Below are 18,029 nucleotides of genomic sequence, written 5' to 3' on the forward strand. Positions count from 1 at the left end.
CGCAAGGATCCGCCCGGCAATCACTCAGAGACCGACGTCCGGCAACTCCGGACGGTTGGCCATGGCCTTGGCCATGATCTGTTCGACGAACTCCCGATCAGCTTGCGGCAGCGCCAGGCGTGGCGGACGGGTCAGGGCGCTGCCGCGACCGGCGATGGCTTCGCAGAGTTTGATGCACTGCACCAGGTCGGCACGGGCATCGAGGTGCAGGATCGGCATCAGCCATTCGTAGATCGGCATGGCTTCGGCGAAGCGACCGGCCTTGGCCAGGCGGAAGATGGTCTCGCCTTCTTTCGGGAATACGTTCGACATGCCCGAGACCCAGCCTTCGGCACCCACCGCGATGCTTTCCAGCACCACGTCATCGAGACCTGCGAACAGCACGAAACGGTCGCCGACTTCATTGCGCACGTCGATGAAACGGCGGGTATCGCCGGAGGAATCCTTGAAGCACACCACGTTGTCGCAGTCGGCCAGGGAAATCAGGATGTCCGGGGTGACGTCGTTTTTGTAGATCGGCGGGTTGTTGTAAACCATCAACGGTACGTCGGCGTTCTTCGCCACGTAGCGGTAATGCTCGGCGGTCTCGAACGGCTTGGAACCGTAGACCAGCGCCGGCATCAGCATCACGCCGTCGACACCGACCCTGCGCACCGCGTTGGCCACCTTGGCCGCTTGCACACTGGTGAACTCGGCCACACCGCAAATCACCGGCACGCGGCCGCGGGAAGCGTCGACCGCAACTTCGGTCACGGCGATTTTTTCTTCGGCGGTCAATGAGGTGTTTTCCCCCACCGAACCACACACCACCAGGCCCGATACGCCGTCACGGATCACGTTGGAAATCACCTGGTGGGTTTTTTCCAGGTTGATGGAGAAGTCATCGTTGAATTGAGTGGTCACCGCGGGGAAGACGCCACTCCAGTTAATGCGCTTGCTCATTGTTGCCTCCGGTTCGTTTTTGTATTTCGTATACGATATTTTAAATGCCGATACTCGGCCAGTGGTTTTTTCAATCAATCAGGGTTTTTTATAGCCGTTGGTCTGGGGGAGTTTCAGGCGCCGGGCCAGGTGTCTGACAGGCGATAGCCCTGTGGCCATGGATCGCTGGGGTCGAGCAGCAATTGGTGGGTGCCGGTGATCCAGGCCCGGCCGGAAATGCACGGGTAGATCGCCGGGCGGCCGGCCACTTCGGTCATCGAATCGATGCGGCAATGGAATTCGGAACCGAGGATCGAACGGCCGATAAAGCGCTCGCCAACCTGCATCAATCCCTTGGCCTGCAACACTGCCATACGTGCCGAACAACCAGTGCCGGTGGGCGAGCGGTCGATCTTGCCGGGTTGAATCACCACGGCGTTGGCCCCGGTGGCGATGCCATTTTCAACCACGATGGGCGCGGCAATCTGGCAGAAGGAAATATGCGACCACTCGGGGTTCAGCGGATGGACGAAGCCCAGTTGTTCATTGGCCGCGCGGGTGATTTTCAACCCGACCTCGACCAGCTCGGCCGCCTCGTCAGGGCGGATGGAAAAGCCCAGGCGTTTGGCGTCGGCGATGACAAAACTGTCGCCACCGTACGCGGTGTCGACCTGTAACGAGCCGAGGCCTTCGACTTCGATCCAGGCGTCGAGGCGATCAGCGAAGGAGGGCACGTTCTTGATTTCCACCCGTTCGACCTTGCCGTCGCGGCAATCGGCCACGGCCTCGATCAAGCCGCCGGGCGCTTCGAGCACCAGCCGGGTTTGCGGTTCGGTCATCGGCAGGATGCCGCTGTCGAGCAGCACCGTGGCGACGCACAGCGAGTTGGAGCCGGACATCGGTGGCGTGTCGGCCGGTTCCATGATGATCCAGGCCATTTGCGCCCGAGGGTCCTTGGCCGGCACCAGCAGGTTGACGTGGCGGAACACGCCACCACGGGGTTCGTTGAGGACGAAATTGCGCAGGGTTTCATCCTTGGCGATCCAGCGCGATTGCTCCCACACGGTGGCGCCGGGCGGTGGGGCGACACCGCCGACGATCACATCGCCGACTTCGCCTTCGGCGTGGCAACTGACCACATGAATGACTTTCGATGAACGCATGGCTGACTCCTTTTATCGCCGGTCGTTATTTCACTGATTTGAGAAACGCCGCCGTTTCCGCATGTATCGGATTGCCAATCACCTGATCCGGCGAGCCGATCTCGTGCACCAGGCCATTGCGAAAGAACGCCACACGGTCGGACACATCGCGGGCAAAGCGGATTTCGTGGGTCACCAGCACCATGGTCATGCCGTCTTCGGCGAGCATGCGCATGGTGTCCAGCACCTCGCCGACCAGTTGCGGGTCGAGGGCCGAGGTGGCTTCGTCGAACAGCATGTAGTCCGGTGACATGGCCAGGGCGCGGGCGATGGCCATGCGTTGCTGCTGGCCTCCGGACAACTTGCCGGGGAAGGTCTTGAGCTTGTCGCCAAGGCCCACGTGGGTCAGTTGCTGCACCGCCAGCGCCTCGGCGTCGCACTTGCTTTTGCCCAAAACCTTGCGCGGTGCCAGCATCACGTTTTCCAGCACGGTCAGGTGCGGGAAGGCATTCCATTGCTGGAACACGATGCCGATTTTCTGCCGCAGGCGGTTGAGGTCGGTGGCGCTGTGATGAACCTCGACGCCATCGACGCGGATGTTGCCTTTCTGGATCGGCTCCAGGCCGTTGATGCACATCAGCAGGGTCGATTTGCCGGAGCCCGAGCCGCCGATGATCGACACCACTTCGCCCTTGTCCACCGTCAGGCTGACACCCTTGACCACGGCCAGATCGCCGAAGGATTTATGTACGTTGTCGATCTCAATCATTTTCTTGCCACCTTCTTTCCAGACGAGCGCCCAGGCGTGCAACCACCAGGCTCATGACGTAATAGATAAGGCCCGCGACGCACAGCACCAGCAACGGTTCCTGAATGCGGGTGACGATGGTTTGCGAGGCGCGCAGCAGTTCGACGATGCCGATCCACATCACCAGCGCGGTGTCTTTCATCACTCCGAGCACCAGGTTCAGCCAGCCGGGGAAGGCCACGCGGGTGGCCATTGGCAGGACGATCCAGCGCAGGTCCTGCAAAAAGCTCAGGCCCAGCGAACGACTGGCCCGCCGCAAGGTGAACGGCACCGACAGCACGCCGCTGCGCACGATCTCGGTGAAGTACGCGGCGGTGTAGACCCCCAGCACAATGCAGCCGACGCTGAAGGCGCTGAGGTTCAAGCCGACGATGCTTTTGAGCGAGTTGAACAGCACGAACTGGATCAACAGCGGCACGCTGCGAAACACGTCCAGCACCCAGGCCAGGGGCAGGCTGGCGCGTGGCAACAGCGCTCGCAGCAGGCCAAACAACAGCCCGGCGAAGGAGCCGAGGATGATCGACCAGAACGTCAGTTGCAGGGTGACCCAGGCGCCGTCGAGCAGGAACAGCAGGTCATTCCAGGAAAAACTGGTGGAAAACATGGTCAAGCCCTCAGTAACGGAACAACCGCCAGGCCATCAGCCGGGCTGACGCGACGATCGCTTTGGCAATCAGGTAATACAGCGCGGCGGCGATAGCGAAGTATTCGAAGGTGCGGAACGTTTTGACGTTGTAGTCCTGGGTCACCCCGGTCAGGTCATTGTTCAGCCCGACGATCACCCCCAGCGACGTCATCAGCACCGCCCAGACCATCTGATTGGTCAGCGGGTAGAAGACGATCCGCAACAGCTGCGGGACGATGATCATGCGGTAGGCCTGGAAGGCACTCATGCCCAGCGAACGCGCGGCGCGCACTTGCGTGTCGGGTACGGCCTTGAGGCCGCCGCGAAAGTTCTCCGCCAGATACCCGGCATTGTTGAAGGTGATCCCGGCGAGCAGGGCGAACCATGAGCTGACATGCAAGCCCAGCGAGCCGAGGCCGAAGTAGAGGACGTAGATCTGGAACAGCGACGGGGTGTTGCGCGCGATCGATACCCAGCCGTTGCCGATGCCGCGCAGCAGCGGGGTTTTGCTTTCGCGCATCACCGTCAGGGCCAGGGCGATCAGCACGCCGAAGATCATCGACAACGCGGCGGTCTCGAAAGTGACCCAGGCGCCGGCGAGCATGTCCGGCAGGGCGCGCAGGGTGGCGCGCCATTGGAAGGTGTAATCAAACATGCGCGAGAGTCTCCAGAGGGGCGGCGGTTTGCAGCCAGGCTGGCAGACGATCGCTGGCCGTGGCACTGCAAGCGGTATCGACACATTCAGCCAGGCTGGCGAAATGCACCTTGCGGCCCACCAGGCCGGGTGCGTAATGGGCGTATTTGCCGGAGTTGGTCATCAAGGTTTTTGCACCCGGCGGGATCACCGGTTCGCCGAGCATGCACCAGCAGGTATCGGTCACCAGGGTCGCGCCGAAGGCTTCGATCACGGCGATATGCCCGGCTTCGCGAGCCTGCTCCAGCACGGCGCGGCCGCAGGTAATGGCGAGGACCACGTCGGGGTGTTTGTGCCGACCCAGGCACAGTCGCGCCAGGTGAGCGAACTCGCTGAGGGAGAAATGCGGGTTACCCAGCGAGACCACATCCACCCGGCTGTCGCGGGCACTGTTGAGTTCGCGCCAACTGACCAATAGATCCTTCAGGCGGATTGTTTCCACGGGTAGGGCTACATCTCCCTCCAGCACCTGCGCCGGGTCGATAGCTTCCGGGGTGATCCCGGCGATATGGAATAACGGGGCGGCGGAGGTGGTGGCAAACGCCGCGCCGAACGCCTTGAGGTCGTCCAGGCTCGGCTTGCGGTTTTCCAACCCGCGCACCAGAGGAATCCGGCTGCCCGCCAACGCGCCGATGTGGTAACCGAGCAGCGGGTAGAAGGCATCGTCCAGTTCACCCAGGGCGGGCACTTCGACCTGCAATCGGGCCTTGCGTTGTGCGTCCAGGTGGCAGCCGATCAACGGGGCGCGGCCGGTCAGGGCGATGCAGATATCCAGGTAGTCCGGGTACTTCAGGGTGCGTGCCCCCAGCACGCTGTTGGCGTAGACCACCGCGTTGGATTCGGCCCAGACGATCTGCTCGCCCGCCTTGGGTGCGCTGTCGAGCAGGTAGGGCGCGCAGGTGAAACTGAGTTGCGCACCCATCGCCATATAGGCATCGCCCAAGGCACTGGCCGGTTCGCCAAGCGCCGGGTCGATGCCCAATTCGCGCCAGCGGCGCTGGTCCACGGAAATTGAATTGAGGGTGGTGGGCACCCGCACGTTGGCGCCCCATTGCACCAGTTGTTCGGCAAAGCGCAGGCTCGCAGGTCCGGTGTAGATGCAGCCGTCGATGTGCGCCTGGGTGACATCCACCAGGCGGCGGGCACCTTGCAGTTCGGCCATGCGCAGAACAATCTGCATGGCCACTTGTGCAGCCTTGCCATGCTGGCCGTCGAGCAGCGCCCGGTCGTGTTCGGTGAGTTCGAGCGGGGCGCTTGGGTCTTGCGTTTGCAATGGGCTGTCGAGTGCCCGCCAGGCATCGCCCGGCAGGTGTTCGAACACGGTTACCGAGGCGCCGTCGACCCGAACGAAGGTCTTGCCGCGCAACGCGGCGAAGGCCTCCCGGCCGATGCACAGCACCGGCAGGGAACGCTCGAAAATCGTCTGCGCGACGAGCACGCCCAAGGTCAGGATCTCATCGGGTTCGGCCAGCACCAATGCAGCCGGTGCGTGACCGTTGCTGATCAGTTCCATCAACACGCTACTGCCGGTGCACGAGCCGCGACCGCTGGGAATGGCCAGCACGCGGCCGGCCAGGTATTCGCCGCTGAGCGGATGGTGACGGTCAATGATCTCGCCGCTAAACGGATCGACCCCGCCCCAGAAACTCAAGCCGATATCGGCGAACAGCAGGGCGCCCTCGGCGGCGCCCGCGACCAGGCTGCGACCGGTCAGAGAAGTGGGCCTAGGCATGCCGGACACCTCAGTAGTAGACCTGTGGCACGGTCAGGTTGGTCGGCGGGATTTCAGTGCCGACCCATTTGACGAACAGCTCTTTGTAACGACCGGTGCGCACCTGTTGGTTGACGAACAGGTTGAGGTAGTTGAGCAGGCCATACTCGTTACGCTTGGCGCCGAGGGAGACGTAGTCGATCACGTACGGCGCGTTACCGGCGACTTTCAGGTTTTTGTATTTGCCCGATTTGAGGGTGGCGGCGGCCACGGTGTTGGTGACCACGGTGGCGTCGATATGGCCTTGGGCAACCGCCAGCAGGGTGTCGTTCTGCGACTGATAGGCGCGGAAGGTGCCGGTGCCCCAGTTCTTCACGTCTTTCTCTAGCGCGATGGCCTCATAGGTGCCGCTGGTGTTACCCACGGGTTTGCCCTTGAGGTCATCGAAGCTGTTGATGCCGGTGTCGTCGCGGGTCAGCACCACCATCTGGAAGGCGAAGTAGGGCACGGTGAGGCCGACGGTCTTGGCCCGTTCGAGGGTGTCGGAAGTGGAGGCGACGATCACATCGGCCCGCCCGGAGACCAGCGCCGGAATACGGTCCGGGAACGGCGTCTCGACCACTTCGGCCTCGACCCCGAGGATTTTCGCCAGGTCATGGCAATAGTCCACGTCGAAACCGGCCGGGTTGTTACCAGCATCGCGGAAACCCATGGGCGGGAAGTCCAGGGTCACGGCGCAGCGCAGCTTGCCCGAACCGATGATGTCGTCGAGTTTGTCGGCCTGGGCGGTGGCAATGAAGGAGGTACTGAGAACAGCGCTGAGGGCTACGGCAAATGCGGGGTTTTTCATAGAGGCCTCGTTGATGTGAAGTGCTGTTGGATATCGTATTGAGGATTTCGTATACGATATTAAATATAGCAATCAACGTGCCCGTTTCCAGGCCGAGGCGTGAATTAATCGTCAGGCCTTGAAGTAGAGGTGTTGCGGTGCGTCAGAGTGATTCCGTGAGGGGCGAGATCCGCGATGGCGGGTGTTACAGATGGGAGCAATGGATGTGCGGGGCGCCCCTTTAAGGAACACCGGCGCCCTGTGATCACCCCGTGCTCTGACACACCCATGTGGCGAGGGAGCTTGCTCCCGCTGGGTTGCGAAGCGACCCAAAATCCTGCGACTGCTTTTTTACAGGCACACCGCATAAGCCGGTTTTGCGACTGCTGCGCAGCCGAGCGGGACGGTGCGGCGATCCGACAAGCTCCCTCGCCACAATAAGTGCTCTCACTACAGACTTTCGTCAGCCCTGCGGATCGAGGTTATCCAGCACTCGATTCACCGCCAGCTCCCCGAGCATGACCACCGATTGAATCCCCAACATCACGTTGCGATGGGGCATGTCCATCAACCCGGCGAACTCACTGAGCATCATGCTCGCTGACGCCAGGGATTCGCAGGCATTGACCAGCAGGGTTTCGTTATCGACCTTTTCACCGACATGGTAAATGGTGCTGGGTTTGCGCTTGGTGCCTTTGGGGATGGGTGGTTTGAGGTAGTGATCGAGGGCGCGGTCGGCGGCTGCGTGGAGCTTTTTCGAATCGAGGGATTCGTAGGGGGAAACGTCGTCGGTTTCCGGAGGATTTGGCGTTGGTTTGAACATAGATGGAGCTCCAGATATTAAAAGTGGAGCCATCACCTTCGCTACCAAACGAAGAGGTGGTGGCCATACGCAGGTTGGTAGACCGGTCATCTGGCAACCCGGCGCGCCCGAGAGCGCCCTACGCATAGCCACCATAAAAACAGGAGACGAAAACAGTCTCTGCATTAGGTCGCGCTATGCGCCAGAAAACCGGGCTACCAAACCCGATCGCTGTTTTTCAGCGACAGGGAAACGATATAGCCCAGGCCACAGGCGCACTAGCCGGCGGATTCTGGCGTAGTCGTAGGCAGAGGCGCAAGGATGTGTAGCCTGGGTGAGTGTCTGGAGATGTCTATTAAACATCGCCTGTTTATTGGTCTTACTGTGGGTTGATCATTCCCATGCTCCGCGTGGGAACGATCCTTAGCGCTGAGTATCGCGATACTGACTCGGCGACAAACCGGTCAACGCACGAAACTGCCGGCTGAACGCACTGTGGTCGGTGTAACCGCAGCGCAGGGCGATCTCGGTGATCGGCAGGTCGCTGTGCAGCAACAGCCGAGAACCTTCATCCAGGCGCGCCTTGTTGATCATCTGCCGTGGCGTGAGCTGGAACACCCGCTTGCAGTGACGCTCCAGTTGCGCCACGGAGTAACCGGCGATGGCGGTCAGTTCGGCGAGGCTGATGGGGCGGGCGAAGTGGCTGCGGATGTGCGCGTCCACGGCGGCGAGTTTCTGGAACGCGGGGTGATTGGACTGTGGCGATTGCAGGTCGCGGGAGATCCCGGCCAGGCCCACGATGTGACCCTGTTCATCCTTCAAGGCGAGTTTGTGGGTCAGGCACCAGATCGGCTGGTTGCCGTAATACAGGTGCAGTTCCAGTTGGTCGGCCATCTCGCGACCGCTGGACAACACCCGTCGATCCTGTTCGGTGTACAGCGGGCCGAAGCGTTCCGGGAAGACCATCTCGGCGGTGAGCCCCAGCAGATCCTCGCTATGTTTGAAACCGCAACGCCGGGCCAGGGTCTGGTTGACGAAGGCATAGCGGGCTTCGCGGTCCTTGATGAAAAACACCACGTCCGCCAGGGTGTCGAGCAGCGGCGCAATCGGCTGCAGGCTGTTCAACAGCGTGGGCAGGTCGCAGGGTTTGAAGGTGCTGAGCGAGGGGTACATGGCGCTGGGGTCTGAGGGCGACCCCGGGATCATAGAGGCTCGACAGCGCGGCTGAAACCCCCGAGGGGGTTTCAGGCTGGCGGGGTGTCGTCCAGGCACATCAAGGTCTCGATTCGGGCCGGGCTGAAGGGCGGACGGGGCGCCGAGGGTTGCCAGCCAAACAGGTGCTGCACCGCGCCGCCACACACCCGGCCCTGACAGGCGCCCATACCACAGCGACTGGCCAGCTTGGCTTCGCGCCAGTCGGTGTGCCCGGTCAATGCGCCGTAGGGCACGTCTTCGCAGCGGCAGACCAGGGTGTCGGGGCGGGCCAGGGATTTGAGTTGTGGGTCGAGGGCGAAGGCCTGATTCAGTGCCTTGGCGAAACCCTGCCAGCGTGCCCGACGTGGCCACAACTGGCGTGCCGCTTCAAGGTCACCGACCGCCGCGTGGCCCGCAATGGCACCTTCGACCAAAGCCAGTTCACTGCCACCAAACCCGGTGCATTCTCCCGCCGCATAATGATCGACGCGACTGGCCTGCCAGGCATCCACGGCCAACGCCTGACCCTCGATGGCGTAACCCAGTGCCTGGCCCAATTGAATGTTAGGGATCAAGCCAAAACCACAGGCCAGCCGATCACATTCCAGTTCGACGATTTTGCCTTGTTGTTGCAGGCGCACACCTTCCAGGCGGTCAGTGCCAAGGGCGGCCAGCACATGCGTCGCGGTGCGGTAATGGCGGTCGAACAGGCTGAACGATTGCAGCCATTTGCCAGGCCAGCGGGGCAGTTGTGCGGCGAAACCGGCGACGGCGGTGCGCGAGGCTTGCTCGGCGATGCGCTGGATCTGCGCGCCGTGTTTTTTCGCCGTGGCGGCACTGGCCAGTAACAACGGGCCGCTGCCGGCGATCACCACGCGCTCACCCTGCACCGGCAGGCCCGCCTTGATCAGCGCCTGCAAGCCACCGGCCCCGGTCACGCCGGGCAACGTCCAGCCGGGGAAGGGCAGCAGCAACTCGCGGGCGCCGGTGCACAGAATCAATCTGTGATAACTGATCAGCCAGCCGTCATCGTCATTTTCGACCAGCAGCTGTTTCGGACCGGGACTGGCGATCACCCGGGTGGCGGCGTGACGGCGAATGTTGCTGCACGCCTGCAATCGCTCACGCAGGCGACGGGCCTGATCGGGCACATTGGCTTGAGGGCCGTCACGCCAGATTTGCCCGCCCGGCAGCGGATTGTCGTCGAGCATGACGATGCGTGCGCCACTGGGGGCAGCGGCAAGAGCAGCGGCCATGCCAGCGGGGCCAGCACCGATGATCAGCAGATCGGCGTATTCGTTCATGGGCATGTCTGCACCTGCATGCCGTCACGGCACAGAGTCTGGCAGGCCAGGCGTCGCCGGCCGTCGATGGTCACCCGGCATTCCTGGCAAATGCCCATGCCGCACAGCGGTGCGCGGCGTTGGCCACTGACCGAAGTGCGTGTGCATCCGTCGCTGCCCAGCGCCAAGGCTGCGGCGACGCTGGTGCCCTCGGCCACCTTCAAGGCGCGGCCGTCCAGCAATAATTCAGGCATAGACAGGTTCTCCGAGGAAACGCTGGGGCAGGTAGGGTTGCGCGGCCAGTGGCGGGGTTTCGTTGAACAGCTGCGCCACCAGCAAGTCGGCCGTGCCGGGGGCCGTGGTGACGCCCAACCCTTCGTGCCCAACCGCCAGCCACAAGCCCTGCTGCTGTGGGTGCTGGCCAACCAGCGGCAGGCCGTCGGGGCTGGCGGCGCGAAAACCGGTCCAGGCGCGGATGCCGTTGAGCCGGGCCAGCCCTGGCATGTACTCGGCGGCACGCTTGAGCATTTTCGCCAGCATCCAGCCTTCGACCTGCGGGTCGGTGGTGCCGAATTGCCGTGAGGCTCCGATGAACAATTGCCCGGTCGGGCGCGGCTGAATATTGCAGGCGGTGGATGGCCCGGTGGCGTTGTGGGCGCTGGTGACGTAACCCAGTTCCACCAGGGTGTGGGTGACGGTGCCGGGGTAGCGGTCGGTAATCAGCAGGTGGCCCTTTTTCGGCTCGATGGGCAACTCCGGGCACAGGTCGCTGGCCTGAATTCCGTTGGCCAACACCACGGCTTCGGCCCGCAACCAATGGCCGTCATCGAGGCAGACGCGATTGCCATCGACCGCGCTGACTCGCGCCCGGTGCTGACGGATGTTCGGTGTGTCGAGCATCCAGCGGGCCGTCGCCGGCGCATACAGAATGCCGTCGCCATTGATCAGCAAGCCGCCTTCCAGATCCTCGCGCAGTTCCGGTTCACGCTGACGCAAGGCGCTGGCACTGACCAGTTCACACGCCACGCCCTGGGCTTTCAGGTTCAGGTATTTGCTGTGGGCGACCGCCATTTCCTCGGCGTTGGCCGCCAGCCACAGTGTGCCGTTGTTGCGGTAGGCGCAGCCGTCGGGCAGGTCCGGCGCCAGTTCACGCCAGCGTTGCAGGGAATATTGGTTCAGGGCCAATTCGGCCGGGTTGTCATCGAGCACCAGCAGGTGGCCCATGCCTGCCGCCGTCGCACCGTGCAGGCCGGCGTCCAGCACCACCACCTGCAAGCCACGACGGGCCAGCGCCTGGGCGCAGGCGGCGCCGATGATGCCGGCGCCGATCACGATTACATCGGCCACCAGGCCCTCGCTCATGGGCGAATGCCCCAGGCGAACGGGTCATCTTGTTCGATGATCAAACTGGCTTCAGCACTGATAAAGGCACGGCCACGAATGGTCGGCACGATGCGCTCGCCTTGCCATTCATAAGAACCTTCGAACTCGCTGCCGATGACACTGGCCTGACGCCAGATCTGCCCCGGTTGCAACTTGTCGTCGGCGGCCAGGCAGGCCAGTTTGGCACTGGTGCCGGTGCCGCACGGTGAGCGGTCATAGGCCTTGCCGGGGCAGAGCACGAAGTTGCGGCTGTCGGCGTGATCGTCATCGGCGAACAGTTCGATATGGTCGATCAACCCGCCGTCTTCGCCACGAATGCCCTGGGCTTCCAGCGCTTGTTGCACGGCGTAGGTATAAGCGGTCTGCGCGTCAAGGTTGTCGCCGGCCACCCGAAGGCCATGCTCGGCGATCAGGAAAAACCAGTTGCCGCCCCAGGCGATATCGCCGACCACTTGGCCGATGCCCGGCACCTGTAACACCAACGCCTTGCGGTAACGGTAGGCCGGCACATTGCGCACGCTCACCGAATGGTCTTCGTGCAGGGTCGCCTGCACCGTCCCCACCGGCGTCTCGATGCGGTGCACACCGGGGCCGATCTTGCCCAGATGCGCCAACGACGCCACCAGGCCGATGGTGCCGTGGCCGCACATGCCCAGATAACCGGTGTTGTTGAAGAAAATCACTCCGGCACAGGCGCTCGGGTCTACCGGTGTGCAGAGCAGGGCACCCACCAGCACGTCGCTGCCTCGTGGTTCCAGCACACAGGCCGCGCGCCATTGATCATTATGGTCGGCCAGCCGCTTGCGCCGTTCAGCCATGCTGCCGGTGCCCAGGTCAGGAAAGCCGGAGGTCACCAGACGGGTCGGTTCGCCGCCGGTGTGGGAGTCGATCACGGTGATGCGTTTCATGGAAGGGCCACGTCCGTTCAGATGAGTGAACGCAAGAGTGGCCTGTGCGGCGAGGTGCCGGCTTGATGGATTTATCCTGTGCCGATGACGAAATCGGCACAGCATCCTGAACCGTCAGTGGGCGTGGGGCAGGTGTTCGAACAGGGTCTTGCAGACCCCGGCAATGTGTTCGTCCAGCAGCTTCACCGCCAGTTCCACATCCCCGGCACGGCAGGCCGCGAGGATCTCACGGTGTTCGTGATCGGCCCGTTCCTTGCCGGCCGACAGGCTCATTTGCATGCGCAAGTAGCGCTCCAGCTTGTCGTTGACCGATCGAATCAGGCTGACCAGAAACGGCCGTTGTGCCGGTTCGTAGAGGCAGGCGTGCAGCTCCCAATTGAGCTCGGCCCAGCGGCCCACGTCGTCCTCGCCGATGAATTCCTGACAGATACGCTCGGCACGGGCGAAGGTTTCTTCGGTCATGTTGGGGATGGCCAGGCGCAGTATTTTGTCTTCCAGCAACATGCGCACTTCGAACATCTGCGCCAGCTCGGCATCGGAAACCCGCGTGACCATCGCCCCACGATTGCGCTGGAACATCACCAGCCCTTCGGCCTCCAGCCGCTTGAGGGCCTCGCGCACCGGAATCTTGCTGACGTTGAACTGGCGGGCAATGTCGTCCTGGCGAATCGGCTCATCTTCGGCGAAATGCCCGGCGACGATCGCGTCGCGCAGATGACGGGTGATGATTTCCGAGGTCGAAGGCGTATTGCCAAGGTCGGGAGCGTTGAGTTTGGGTAGGTTCACGGCGGCGATCGTTTGGAGTGAGATAGCGATAGGGTATACGAAATCCTTTCGCTGATCTTCCCGGGACCGCACGAACGTCAGGACGCTGGTTGTGTTGGTCGAAGATTTGCTGCTTTACCGCATATACGGAAAAACATATATTCGGCAAAACGCATATTAATGAGGCTTGCCTGTGTCGCGAAGCCCGTGTTGCTGTATGAAACCCAAACGCCGAGACCCGAAATGGCTGACTCTCTGACGCCGACCACTGTTTTCAAATGCCTGGCTGACGACAACCGGGTCCGCATGATGCTGCTCATCGCCCGCGAGGGAGAGTTGTGTGTCTGCGAGCTGACCTGTGCGTTGGATGAGAGCCAGCCGAAAGTCTCCAGGCACCTGGCGCAGTTGCGCACCAGCGGATTGCTGTCGGACCGTCGACAAGGCCAATGGGTTTACTACCGGTTGCACCCGAGCCTTCCTGACTGGGTGCTTCAAATGCTGACTGTCGTGCTTGAAACCAACCAGCATTGGCTAAGCGCTGATGCCAAACGTCTTGAAGACATGGGTGAGCGCCCTGAACGGGCAGCCGCCTGCTGTCCGGTTCGATAATTTCAAAAGCCTATCCCTGACAACAGATACAGAGCACACCAACATGACTATCAAAGTGGGCATCAATGGTTTTGGCCGCATCGGTCGTCTCGCCATGCGCGCCGCCTGGCACTGGCCGGAGTTTGAGATCGTGCAGATCAACGACCCCGCAGGCGACGCGGCGACGCATGCGCACCTGCTGAACTTCGATTCGGTGCATGGTCGCTGGAATGATCAAGCCAGCGCCGAAGGTAACTGCATTGTCATCGACGGCAAGCGCATCAAGGTTTCTGCCAACAAGGCGATTGCCGATACCGATTGGTCGGGCTGCGACCTGGTGATTGAAGCCAGCGGCAAGATGAAGACAGTCGCGGTGCTTCAGGCGTACCTCGACCAGGGCGTCAAGCGCGTGGTGGTCAGCGCTCCGGTGAAAGAAGAGGGCGCGCTGAACATCGTCATGGGCGTCAACCATCAACTGTTCAATCCGGCGGAACATCGCATCGTTACCGCGGCGTCGTGCACCACCAATTGCCTCGCGCCAGTGGTCAAGGTGATCCATGAAGCGCTAGGCATTCGCCACGGCTCGATCACCACCATTCACGACTTGACCAACACCCAAAGCATTCTCGACCAACCCCACAAGGATCTGCGCCGTGCGCGGGCTTCGGGCATGAGCCTGATCCCGACCAGCACCGGTTCGGCCACCGCCATCGCGGAAATTTTCCCGGAGCTGCGCGGGCGTCTGAATGGTCACGCGGTGCGCGTACCGTTGGCCAATGCTTCGCTGACTGATTGTGTGTTCGAGGTCGATCGCGTCACCACGGTTGACGAAGTGAATCGGTTTCTCAAGGACGCGTCCGAGAACGAACTCAAAGGTATTCTCGGTTTCGAGGAGCGTCCGCTGGTGTCCATCGACTACCGCACCGATCCGCGCTCATCGATCATCGATGCGCTGTCGACCATGGTCATCAACGGCACCCAGGTCAAAATCTATGCCTGGTACGACAACGAATGGGGTTACGCGAACCGCACCGTCGAATTGGCCAGGATGGTCGGTCTGGCCGTTTAAGGAGCGTTGATGAAAGCCTTGTCAGCCCTCGCGCCGTCAGTGCGGCAATACCTGCTTGTTACGGGCAATTACTGGGCTTTTACCCTCACCGACGGTGCCTTGCGCATGTTGGTGGTGCTGCACTTTCACGGGTTGGGCTACAGCCCGTTGCAAATCGCGGCGTTGTTTCTGTTCTACGAACTCTTTGGCGTGATCACCAACCTGCTGGGCGGTTATCTCGGCGCGCGACTGGGGTTGAACCGGACCATGAACATCGGGCTGGGGATGCAGGTGGTGGCGCTATTGATGCTGACGGTGCCAGTCGCTTGGCTGACGATTCCTTGGGTGATGGGGGCGCAGGCACTGTCGGGGATCGCCAAAGACCTGAACAAGATGAGCGCCAAAAGCTCGATCAAGCTTCTGGTGCCCGACGGGCAACAGGGCACGCTTTATCAATGGATAGCCATCCTCACCGGCTCGAAGAATGCCCTCAAGGGCGTTGGTTTCTTTCTCGGCGGGGCATTGCTCGCCCTGATCGGTTTCAGAGGGGCGCTGCTGGCCATGGCAGGCGTTCTTTCGCTGATCTGGCTCGGCAGCCTGATCCTGTTGAAAAAGGACCTGGGCAAGGCGAAAGCCAAGCCCAGGTTCCGCGACATTCTCTCCAAGAGCCGGGCCATCAACATCTTGTCGGCGGCACGGATGTTCCTGTTCGGTGCCCGCGATGTCTGGTTCGTCGTGGCTTTACCGGTGTACTTGAGCAGCGTTTTTGGCTGGGACTTCTGGAAGGTCGGTGGATTCCTGGCGGCCTGGGTGATTGGCTACGGCATCGTGCAATCGCTCGCGCCGCGGATCACCGGCAAGCAACGAGGGCATGTCCCGGATGGCCGCGCCGCGTTTCTTTGGGCGGTTGCCTTGGCAGGCCTGCCGGCGGCAATCGCGCTGGGGCTGAACACCGGGTTGTCGCCACAGTGGGTGCTGTTGGGCGGTCTGATGATCTTTGGTGCGTTGTTCGCGGTGAATTCCTCGCTGCACAGCTACCTGATCGTGTCCTACGCCAAGGAAGACGGCGTATCGCTGGATGTGGGCTTCTACTACATGTCCAACGCCATGGGACGGCTGATCGGCACCGTGCTCTCCGGTTGGGTTTTTCAGGTCTTCGGGCTGGAAGCGTGTTTATGGATATCCAGCGCATTTGTTATTTTCGCGGCACTGATTTCTGTTAGGTTGCCGCGGCATTCCAACGTGCTCTAAATCGCTCTAAAAGTACTGTTTCACGCGTTTTACACTTATTAAGTGCAACTTCCATTTATATTTATTTTGGTGCATGTGACATTTTTCAGGCGCCAAATATTTGAAGTTTTTTATATGTAACGAAAAGCGATTGTTCTTAGCGCAATTAATTCATACACACGCTTACAACCTAAGCCATACATTACCCACCAGAACAGGCAGCGAGGAACAACTACAACAACCTGATCACTAAAAACCTGACACAACAAAAACTAAAATCTCCTTATAAGTCGGTGAACATCATGATTAAAATCATGGCCTACTTTTTAATAGGAGCTGGTATTGCAGGATGCAACGGTATGGTAAAACCCGACTTGTCGGGACCTGCCAACGATTCATATTTCTCAGTCTTCTCAGGCTTTCCCTTGCCCTATCTGTACACCGCCTCGGCCGTGCAATGGAACGAGGATTACGCCGTCACCACCCGCCACACCCCACTCATTCGCAACGTGATATACAGCTGCAGCACCGGTTGCGACCTGGTCTTCATCAAGCACAAGGCTGACGGCCATTATCCGTCATGGCGCGCACCGCGCGTGGGTGAGCACATCACTGCCGTGGGAACGAGCCCGTATATGACAACGGTCAGCGGGCAAGGCAAGGTGTATCCGGCGCCTTTCATCAACAGTGATGAAGGCAGCGGCGAACGCTATGCCATCCATGATGCCCCGATGATCAAGGGGATGTCGGGTGGGCCGGTTATCGCCAATGACGGCAGCATTGTCGGTATTAATGTCGGATTCTTCTCCACCACACTTCACGATGTGAGTTTTCACCCTGGGGTAAAGGGCGCTGAGCGGATCAGTATCTTTATTCCTTACTCGATCATTCAACGTGAGTGGGGGCTGATGCAGGCACAGCTTAACGATTCGCACGGCACGAAATACGCGCAGAAGTAGTGTTGGGTCATCACCGAATCCGGAACATCGGATTCGGTGTGACGTGGCGCGTCTATCACTCGCTTATTCAATCAAGGCGTATATTGATAGTGTCGATCCCGTTAGTTGAGGCGATAGCCAATCGTCGGTGGCTTGACAGGCGAGAGCGTTGGGGGGAGTTAGATATCCCGGAACGTTTGGAGGTGTTACATGAGCCAATATCAACGACTCTTTCTGATAGCCGGCCCAGCCATGCGTCACACCCCGGCGTTGGAACGAGCTGTCGCCATCGCCGAAGCCACTGGCGCAGCGCTGCACATCACGGTGTTTATCGAAGACTCTCACCTTTTGGGGTTGATGAGCGCCGGTGCGCGGTTTCGTGAGGCCTGTCAGCAAGAGAACGAAAAGTGGCTGAAGGATGAAGCAGATCTGATACGCGGGCGCGGGGTCACGGTAAGCACCGAAGTGCTTATAACCCGCAGCGCGTTGCAAGAAATCCTTCGGCACGTGGCAGAAATGCAGCCGGATCTGGTGATCAAGGACGTGCAGCACGAGTCTGCACTCAAGCGTGTTTTCGTTACGCCTCTGGATTGGCACCTGTTGCGCGAATGTCCGGTGCCTGTGCATCTGGTCAGCGAAGTCAGGTGTCCGCTGCCGCGGGTGATCGTGGCGGCGGTCGATCCGTCGCAACCCGATACGCAGATCACCGGCATCAACGACCGCATCATCCAGGCAGCGAACGGACTGGCCATGCAATGCAACGCAGAACTGCATTTGCTGCATGCCTATGATCTGTCGCTGACGCATATAGCCGACGCAGGCGCGGGTGCAGTGACGATGCCAGGCTTCAACAGTGACGTGCGCAAGTCTCTGCATCAGTCATTCATCGCATTGGCCGACCACTTTGGCGTGCCCACCGAGCGACAACACTTCGTTGCGGGCCCGCCCGGCAAAGCGCTGGCTGACTTTGCAGCGCATCACCGGGCCGATGTGATCGTCATGGGCAATACGCATCGCAAGGGGGTGGGCAAGTGGGTAGGCAGTACGACGGAGCATGTTCTGTATCGAGTGCCCTGCAACATCGTAACCGCTCCATGAACTACACATTCAAAGCTGCCAAGTGATCCCGGATGCTGTGCTCCCGATTTCGTTCAGGAGCC

The 18,029-nt window shown here is 61.0% G+C and carries 19 protein-coding genes; 5 read left to right on the plus strand and 14 right to left on the minus strand.

Annotation, left to right across the window (positions count from 1 at the left end; all coding sequences use genetic code 11):
- Window positions 1-24: 24 nt before the first annotated feature.
- The 14 genes from AC07V0_RS21605 to AC07V0_RS21670 form a co-directional block, all read right to left on the minus strand.
- Window positions 25-942, minus strand: coding sequence for a dihydrodipicolinate synthase family protein (locus tag AC07V0_RS21605; protein WP_018928306.1), 918 nt, complete (start codon window positions 940-942; stop codon window positions 25-27).
- A 113-nt stretch (window positions 943-1,055) separates the two neighbouring features.
- A complete protein-coding gene (locus AC07V0_RS21610; protein WP_096480776.1) occupies window positions 1,056-2,084 on the minus strand; it encodes a trans-3-hydroxy-L-proline dehydratase in 1,029 nt (342 codons plus the stop codon).
- Window positions 2,085-2,109: 25 nt separating this feature from the next.
- Window positions 2,110-2,832 (minus strand): amino acid ABC transporter ATP-binding protein, encoded by a 723-nt coding sequence (locus AC07V0_RS21615; RefSeq protein ID WP_064616854.1) that lies wholly within the window; start codon window positions 2,830-2,832, stop codon window positions 2,110-2,112.
- Window positions 2,825-3,475, minus strand: coding sequence for an amino acid ABC transporter permease (locus AC07V0_RS21620; RefSeq protein ID WP_018928303.1), 651 nt, complete (start codon window positions 3,473-3,475; stop codon window positions 2,825-2,827). Before AC07V0_RS21620 ends, AC07V0_RS21615 begins: the two co-directional genes overlap by 8 nt.
- Before the next feature lie 10 nt (window positions 3,476-3,485).
- Window positions 3,486-4,151 carry an amino acid ABC transporter permease gene (locus AC07V0_RS21625; RefSeq protein ID WP_018928302.1) on the minus strand — a complete coding sequence of 222 codons (666 nt, stop codon included), beginning with the start codon at window positions 4,149-4,151 and terminating at the stop codon, window positions 3,486-3,488.
- Window positions 4,144-5,922 carry a cis-3-hydroxy-L-proline dehydratase gene (lhpI, locus tag AC07V0_RS21630; RefSeq protein WP_495019917.1) on the minus strand — a complete coding sequence of 593 codons (1,779 nt, stop codon included), beginning with the start codon at window positions 5,920-5,922 and terminating at the stop codon, window positions 4,144-4,146. The genes AC07V0_RS21625 and lhpI overlap by 8 nt, the downstream gene beginning before the upstream one ends.
- Before the next feature lie 10 nt (window positions 5,923-5,932).
- Window positions 5,933-6,751, minus strand: a complete 819-nt coding sequence (locus AC07V0_RS21635) for an ABC transporter substrate-binding protein (protein ID WP_018928300.1) — start codon at window positions 6,749-6,751, stop codon at window positions 5,933-5,935.
- A gap of 442 nt (window positions 6,752-7,193) precedes the next feature.
- On the minus strand, window positions 7,194-7,553 hold the full coding sequence (locus tag AC07V0_RS21640; RefSeq protein WP_495019918.1) for a DUF6124 family protein: 360 nt from the start codon (window positions 7,551-7,553) through the stop codon (window positions 7,194-7,196).
- A 402-nt stretch (window positions 7,554-7,955) separates the two neighbouring features.
- Window positions 7,956-8,705 (minus strand): AraC family transcriptional regulator, encoded by a 750-nt coding sequence (locus AC07V0_RS21645; protein ID WP_457326889.1) that lies wholly within the window; start codon window positions 8,703-8,705, stop codon window positions 7,956-7,958.
- A gap of 71 nt (window positions 8,706-8,776) precedes the next feature.
- Complete coding sequence (locus AC07V0_RS21650) at window positions 8,777-10,030, minus strand: FAD-dependent oxidoreductase (protein ID WP_436275843.1); 1,254 nt, start codon at window positions 10,028-10,030, stop codon at window positions 8,777-8,779.
- On the minus strand, window positions 10,027-10,263 hold the full coding sequence (locus AC07V0_RS21655; RefSeq protein WP_008074690.1) for a (2Fe-2S)-binding protein: 237 nt from the start codon (window positions 10,261-10,263) through the stop codon (window positions 10,027-10,029). The genes AC07V0_RS21650 and AC07V0_RS21655 overlap by 4 nt, the downstream gene beginning before the upstream one ends.
- Window positions 10,256-11,371, minus strand: a complete 1,116-nt coding sequence (locus AC07V0_RS21660) for an NAD(P)/FAD-dependent oxidoreductase (protein ID WP_495019919.1) — start codon at window positions 11,369-11,371, stop codon at window positions 10,256-10,258. The genes AC07V0_RS21655 and AC07V0_RS21660 overlap by 8 nt, the downstream gene beginning before the upstream one ends.
- The gene (locus tag AC07V0_RS21665; RefSeq protein ID WP_495019920.1) at window positions 11,368-12,300 is read right to left on the minus strand and encodes a 4-hydroxyproline epimerase; all 933 of its coding nucleotides are present in this window, start codon (window positions 12,298-12,300) and stop codon (window positions 11,368-11,370) included. The genes AC07V0_RS21660 and AC07V0_RS21665 overlap by 4 nt, the downstream gene beginning before the upstream one ends.
- Window positions 12,301-12,414: 114 nt before the next feature.
- Window positions 12,415-13,086, minus strand: a complete 672-nt coding sequence (locus AC07V0_RS21670; protein ID WP_007935506.1) for a GntR family transcriptional regulator — start codon at window positions 13,084-13,086, stop codon at window positions 12,415-12,417.
- 222 nt (window positions 13,087-13,308) lie between these two features.
- On the opposite strand from AC07V0_RS21670, the gene AC07V0_RS21675 reads away from it, so the two are divergent.
- The 5 genes from AC07V0_RS21675 (at window position 13,309) to AC07V0_RS21695 (ending at window position 17,967) form a co-directional block, all read left to right on the plus strand.
- Window positions 13,309-13,674 carry a metalloregulator ArsR/SmtB family transcription factor gene (locus AC07V0_RS21675; RefSeq protein WP_086945530.1) on the plus strand — a complete coding sequence of 122 codons (366 nt, stop codon included), beginning with the start codon at window positions 13,309-13,311 and terminating at the stop codon, window positions 13,672-13,674.
- 43 nt (window positions 13,675-13,717) lie between these two features.
- Window positions 13,718-14,722, plus strand: a complete 1,005-nt coding sequence (locus AC07V0_RS21680; RefSeq protein ID WP_457326892.1) for an ArsJ-associated glyceraldehyde-3-phosphate dehydrogenase — start codon at window positions 13,718-13,720, stop codon at window positions 14,720-14,722.
- 9 nt (window positions 14,723-14,731) lie between these two features.
- Window positions 14,732-15,952 (plus strand): organoarsenical effux MFS transporter ArsJ, encoded by a 1,221-nt coding sequence (gene arsJ, locus AC07V0_RS21685; RefSeq protein ID WP_064616862.1) that lies wholly within the window; start codon window positions 14,732-14,734, stop codon window positions 15,950-15,952.
- Window positions 15,953-16,290: 338 nt separating this feature from the next.
- Complete coding sequence (locus tag AC07V0_RS21690) at window positions 16,291-16,890, plus strand: trypsin-like peptidase domain-containing protein (protein WP_018928290.1); 600 nt, start codon at window positions 16,291-16,293, stop codon at window positions 16,888-16,890.
- 189 nt (window positions 16,891-17,079) lie between these two features.
- A complete protein-coding gene (locus AC07V0_RS21695) occupies window positions 17,080-17,967 on the plus strand; it encodes a universal stress protein (RefSeq protein ID WP_495019921.1) in 888 nt (295 codons plus the stop codon).
- The last annotated feature ends 62 nt before the right edge of the window (window positions 17,968-18,029 follow it).

The sequence above is a fragment of the Pseudomonas sp. GW821-FHT01E10 genome (assembly GCF_059422365.1).

What these genes read in the sequence shown, in the direction of transcription:
- AC07V0_RS21625 (WP_018928302.1), bottom strand. Translation starts at nt 4,151, where the DNA reads ATGTTTGATTACACCTTCCAATGGCGCGCCACCCTGCGCGCCCTGCCG.
- AC07V0_RS21650 (WP_436275843.1), bottom strand. Translation starts at nt 10,030, where the DNA reads ATGAACGAATACGCCGATCTGCTGATCATCGGTGCTGGCCCCGCTGGC.
- AC07V0_RS21635 (WP_018928300.1), bottom strand. Translation starts at nt 6,751, where the DNA reads ATGAAAAACCCCGCATTTGCCGTAGCCCTCAGCGCTGTTCTCAGTACC.
- AC07V0_RS21675 (WP_086945530.1), top strand. Translation starts at nt 13,309, where the DNA reads ATGGCTGACTCTCTGACGCCGACCACTGTTTTCAAATGCCTGGCTGAC.
- AC07V0_RS21640 (WP_495019918.1), bottom strand. Translation starts at nt 7,553, where the DNA reads ATGTTCAAACCAACGCCAAATCCTCCGGAAACCGACGACGTTTCCCCC.
- arsJ (WP_064616862.1), top strand. Translation starts at nt 14,732, where the DNA reads ATGAAAGCCTTGTCAGCCCTCGCGCCGTCAGTGCGGCAATACCTGCTT.
- AC07V0_RS21660 (WP_495019919.1), bottom strand. Translation starts at nt 11,371, where the DNA reads ATGAGCGAGGGCCTGGTGGCCGATGTAATCGTGATCGGCGCCGGCATC.
- AC07V0_RS21695 (WP_495019921.1), top strand. Translation starts at nt 17,080, where the DNA reads ATGAGCCAATATCAACGACTCTTTCTGATAGCCGGCCCAGCCATGCGT.
- AC07V0_RS21610 (WP_096480776.1), bottom strand. Translation starts at nt 2,084, where the DNA reads ATGCGTTCATCGAAAGTCATTCATGTGGTCAGTTGCCACGCCGAAGGC.
- AC07V0_RS21665 (WP_495019920.1), bottom strand. Translation starts at nt 12,300, where the DNA reads ATGAAACGCATCACCGTGATCGACTCCCACACCGGCGGCGAACCGACC.
- AC07V0_RS21690 (WP_018928290.1), top strand. Translation starts at nt 16,291, where the DNA reads ATGGTAAAACCCGACTTGTCGGGACCTGCCAACGATTCATATTTCTCA.
- AC07V0_RS21655 (WP_008074690.1), bottom strand. Translation starts at nt 10,263, where the DNA reads ATGCCTGAATTATTGCTGGACGGCCGCGCCTTGAAGGTGGCCGAGGGC.
- AC07V0_RS21620 (WP_018928303.1), bottom strand. Translation starts at nt 3,475, where the DNA reads ATGTTTTCCACCAGTTTTTCCTGGAATGACCTGCTGTTCCTGCTCGAC.
- AC07V0_RS21605 (WP_018928306.1), bottom strand. Translation starts at nt 942, where the DNA reads ATGAGCAAGCGCATTAACTGGAGTGGCGTCTTCCCCGCGGTGACCACT.
- AC07V0_RS21615 (WP_064616854.1), bottom strand. Translation starts at nt 2,832, where the DNA reads ATGATTGAGATCGACAACGTACATAAATCCTTCGGCGATCTGGCCGTG.
- AC07V0_RS21645 (WP_457326889.1), bottom strand. Translation starts at nt 8,705, where the DNA reads ATGTACCCCTCGCTCAGCACCTTCAAACCCTGCGACCTGCCCACGCTG.
- lhpI (WP_495019917.1), bottom strand. Translation starts at nt 5,922, where the DNA reads ATGCCTAGGCCCACTTCTCTGACCGGTCGCAGCCTGGTCGCGGGCGCC.
- AC07V0_RS21680 (WP_457326892.1), top strand. Translation starts at nt 13,718, where the DNA reads ATGACTATCAAAGTGGGCATCAATGGTTTTGGCCGCATCGGTCGTCTC.